The organism is Streptomyces sp. (assembly GCF_035563135.1).
Lineage (GTDB): Bacteria > Actinomycetota > Actinomycetes > Streptomycetales > Streptomycetaceae > Streptomyces.
The window spans coordinates 1-3,363 of record NZ_DATMVN010000532.1; the positions used below are offsets into that span (position 1 = coordinate 1).

Here is a 3,363-nt window from a genome sequence, read left to right on the forward strand (position 1 = left end):
GGCCGTTCCAACGCGCCCGCCGTTTCGGCCACGCGGCATGCGCATGGCCCATGTCTGTTCCGCGCCTGTCCCGCCGAGGGCATCTTCAAGCATTTTGGCCATAAATAATCATTTACGCGCTGTTCTAGTTAATTTTAATTCTCGGATGAGCGAATGTGACTGTGTGTGAGAGTGATCATCCGTCTTCGGATGATCACCCCGGACTCCGCCGACCAGCTGACCCACTGACCCGTGTGGGGCAGCACAACAAGGCGTACACGGACGAAACGGCCGAGGGTGAGGGGGAAGTCCCGCATTCGCCACCCGGAGGTAGATGTGCCGCGTCAGCACGGACCCGGGGGAGTGGAGAGGCCGAGCCTGCGCAGTGCGGCGGCGGCTCTCACCTCCCTCCTGGCGCTCGCCGCCACCGGACTCGTCGCCGGACCCGCCGTGGCGGCCACGCGTGACGCGGGACCGTGCGCCCTGCCGAGGACCGGGGCACACCACTCCCTCGGGCTCGACACCTGGAACGACGCCTACCCGCGCCCCGACCACGCCCTCGACGCGGTCATGGTCTTCCTCTCGTTCCCCGACTCCGAACCCGTCGTGTCCCCCGAGGCGCTCGCCGCCGACTACTTCCCCTCGACCGCCCGCTTCTTCCGGCGCGCCTCGTACGGGAAGTTCGAGCTCCGGGCCCACCCGCAGCAGCAGTGGACACCCATGCCGCACCCGTCCACCCGGTACGGCATACAGCGTGACTGGGGCTCCGAGCGCCGCAGCGCCTATCTGCGCGACGCGATCGAGGCGGCCGACGAGCGGACCGACTTCTCCGCCCACGACATCGTCTACCTCGTCGCCGACCCGGACGCCCCCGGCGTCGACTCCGACGCCACCAAGGTCGTCAACTTCGACCGGCCGCTGCGCGCCGACGGCACCGACATCAGGCGTGTGGTCACCCTGTTCGAGGAGCACCCGCCGGACCGGAACGTCCTGGCGCACGAGACCGGACACGTCTTCGACCTGGCGGACCTCTACCACCGGCCGGAGGACGGGAAAGGCGACTGGGACACCTACGTCGGCGACTGGGACGTGATGGGCAGCCAGTTCGGGCTGTCCCCGGACCTGTTCGGCTGGCACAAGTGGAAGCTCGGCTGGCTGGAGGGCGAGGAGGTCGTATGCGTGCAGGGCACCGCCGACCTCACCCTGGAACCCATGGCCGAGGTGCCCGTGCCGGGCGCCTCCCTCGGCACCCGGCTCGCGGTCGTCAGGACCGGCGCGGACAGTGCGCTGGCCATCGAGGCCCGCAGCGCCACGGGCAACGACCGGACGACCTGCACCGAGGGTGTGCTCGTCTACCGCATCCGCAACGCGACACCGTCCGGCGGCGGACCGGTCGAGGTGCTGGACACCCACCCCGGGTCCGACGCCTGCTGGGACCGGTCGGTCTACCCGCCACTCGCGGACGCCCCCCTGCGGGAGGGCGAGCGCTACACCGTGCCGGGCGAACACATCCGCATCGACGTCGCCGGCCGGACCCGGTCGGGAGCATGGACCGTCCGCATCGCCACCGGCACCTGACCTGCGCGGACGCACACGAAGAAGCCCCCTCGCCTGCGCGAGGGGGCTTCATCCGTCGGTGCGCCGTCAGGGACTCGAACCCCGGACCCGCTGATTAAGAGTCAGCTGCTCTAACCAACTGAGCTAACGGCGCCTGCTGACGTCGTAGACATTAGCACCCGGATCGGCGGGAGGAAAAATCGAATTCCCGGTGGTCGACGGGGCCGCCGACCTGCCCGCCCGGACACAGGCCCACAGCAGTACGTCGGGGCCCGGAAGCCAGGGGCTGCGCGTGTCGGGAGCGACCACCCAGCGGGGCCCGCCGGCGTCCGCGCCGCCGGTCAGGGGCGGGACGGTGACCGCGTCCCCCGTGCCGTGGCAGAGCACCGGCGGCAGAGCGCCCCGCTGCCGGCGGGAGCCGACGGCGGACCCCGTGCCCCACTCCTCCCACGCCAGGAGGGACGGCAGCCGCTGAGCCGTGCCCGGGGAGGCGAACAGCAGCATCCGCCCCCGGTGCGTGGCCACCGGGCCCGACCCGGGCCCCTCCGCCCAGAGCTGCTCCAGCATGCGCCTGCCGAACAGGGCGGGCACGCTCACGACGTCGAACGAGGAGCCGCACGGCAGCACCCCGGGGGAGCGGGGGTGGGACTCCCACCGGGAGAGCGTGCTGCGGGGGTAGGGCGAAGCTCCCGCCAGCCACGCGGCCCCGGACGCCGTGACCTGGGCGGCCCTGTCGTCGTCCCGTTCACCGGTGCGGTCCCGCAGCAGGGCCAGGAGACCGGCGCCGTGGTGCGGGGCGGCACCGGTGAACGGGGGCGTTTCGTCGTTCAGCCATGCGCTCATGGCGTCATGTCTACCGGCCGTGACGCCCCTGCTCCCCGGAGTTGCCGAAAGCCGGACAGGGCGCGGGCCCGCGGAGTATTTTGTCCATCGGCATATGCCACGGGTGTACCCGCAGTGACGACAGCGCAGCCGGAGGCCGTCGCCGTCGAGGTCAGGGCGCGGCCTCGTCCAGCAGGGACCGGCCGAACTCGATCATCTTCTTGGCGTAGTCCTCGGTCCACTCCGCCCGCTCGGCTATGTCCACGGCCGTGAGCCGGTCGAACCGGCGCGGATCGGCGAGCTGGGCGGCGGCCACAGCCTGGAACTCCACGGCCCGGTCGGTCGCCGCCCGGAAGGCGAGCGTCAGCTCCGTCGCGCGGGCCAGGAGTTCCTTCGGGTCCTCCATCGACTCCAGGTCGAAGAAGTGCTCCGGATCGGCTGCCGCCTCCGACGGCTCGAAGAGCAGCGGTGCCGGACGCAGCCTCTGCCGCTCGTTCCGCTCGGGTTGTGCCATGTGGTGTTCCCTCCTCGTACGGCCGGACGGCCACCTTCCATTGTCCGGTCCGGCGCAAGAGCGCTGCCCAGGATCAGGGCGCCCAATGCACGCGGTGCTCCGCGAGGTGCGCCAGGACCGCGTGATTCGCCTCCCAGCCGTCGGGGAACTTCACCGTCACACCCAGCTGGACCGGCTCCGTCGACGGGTGCTCGTCCAGCAGGTCCGCCACCCCGGCACGGCACACCACGACACACGCGTGCCGGTGCCGCGAGGCCAGCACGCACAGGCGGCCCGTCTCCAGGTGGAACGCCGTGGCGTCCGGGCGGCCCGACAGCGGGTGCAGGACCACCGTCACATCGAACTCCCTGCCCTGGAGCCGGTTCGCCGTGTCCACCGCCACCCCTCCCACACCCAGCTCCGCGAGCGCGGCCCGGACCGCGGCGGCCTGGTCGCGGTGGGCCGTACCGACCGCGATCCGCTCCGCCGTCACCGGGACCGGGCCCGGGGCG

Annotated in this window: 4 protein-coding genes and 1 tRNA gene; 1 reads left to right on the forward strand and 4 read right to left on the reverse strand. The window is 71.7% G+C overall.

The window, feature by feature from the left end; genetic code table 11:
- The first annotated feature begins 315 nt into the window (after positions 1–315).
- The gene (locus VN520_RS23525; protein WP_325748930.1) at positions 316–1,557 is read left to right on the forward strand and encodes a M6 family metalloprotease domain-containing protein; all 1,242 of its coding nucleotides are present in this window, start codon (positions 316–318) and stop codon (positions 1,555–1,557) included.
- 59 nt (positions 1,558–1,616) lie between these two features.
- Here VN520_RS23525 and VN520_RS23530 read toward each other — a convergent pair.
- The 4 genes from VN520_RS23530 to VN520_RS23545 form a co-directional block, all read right to left on the reverse strand.
- Positions 1,617–1,690, reverse strand: a tRNA-Lys gene (locus VN520_RS23530).
- Positions 1,681–2,379: a bifunctional DNA primase/polymerase gene (locus VN520_RS23535; protein WP_325748931.1), complete on the reverse strand. Its 699-nt coding sequence runs from the start codon at positions 2,377–2,379 to the stop codon at positions 1,681–1,683. Before VN520_RS23535 ends, VN520_RS23530 begins: the two co-directional genes overlap by 10 nt.
- A gap of 151 nt (positions 2,380–2,530) precedes the next feature.
- The gene (locus VN520_RS23540; protein WP_325748932.1) at positions 2,531–2,872 is read right to left on the reverse strand and encodes a hypothetical protein; all 342 of its coding nucleotides are present in this window, start codon (positions 2,870–2,872) and stop codon (positions 2,531–2,533) included.
- A gap of 73 nt (positions 2,873–2,945) precedes the next feature.
- Positions 2,946–3,363: AAA domain-containing protein (locus VN520_RS23545; protein WP_325748933.1), on the reverse strand; the 418-nt coding region annotated here is incomplete at its 5' end.